1 protein-coding gene is annotated in these 201 nt (G+C 66.2%); it reads left to right on the forward strand.

Annotated features, from left to right (window positions below; all coding sequences use genetic code 11):
* Window positions 1-201, forward strand: a 201-nt coding sequence (locus tag SB786_RS38095; protein ID WP_410731822.1) for an NAD(P)/FAD-dependent oxidoreductase, incomplete at both ends; no start/stop codon positions are given.

Genomic DNA, 201 nt, shown 5'->3' on the forward strand with positions numbered 1-201 from the left:
AACCACGGCAACTACGTGATCTCGCTGGGCAACGTCACGCGCTGGCTTGGGGCACAGGCCGAAGCGCTGGGCGTCGAAATCTTCCCGGGCTTCCCGGCCGCCGAGATTCTGTACAACGACGACAGCTCGGTGAAGGGCGTCGCCACCGGCAACATGGGCGTGGGCAAGGACGGCGAGCCGACCGAGAACTTCCAGCTCGGC

The sequence above is a fragment of the Burkholderia sp. SIMBA_062 genome, assembly GCF_046534765.1.
Taxonomy (GTDB): domain Bacteria; phylum Pseudomonadota; class Gammaproteobacteria; order Burkholderiales; family Burkholderiaceae; genus Burkholderia; species Burkholderia ambifaria.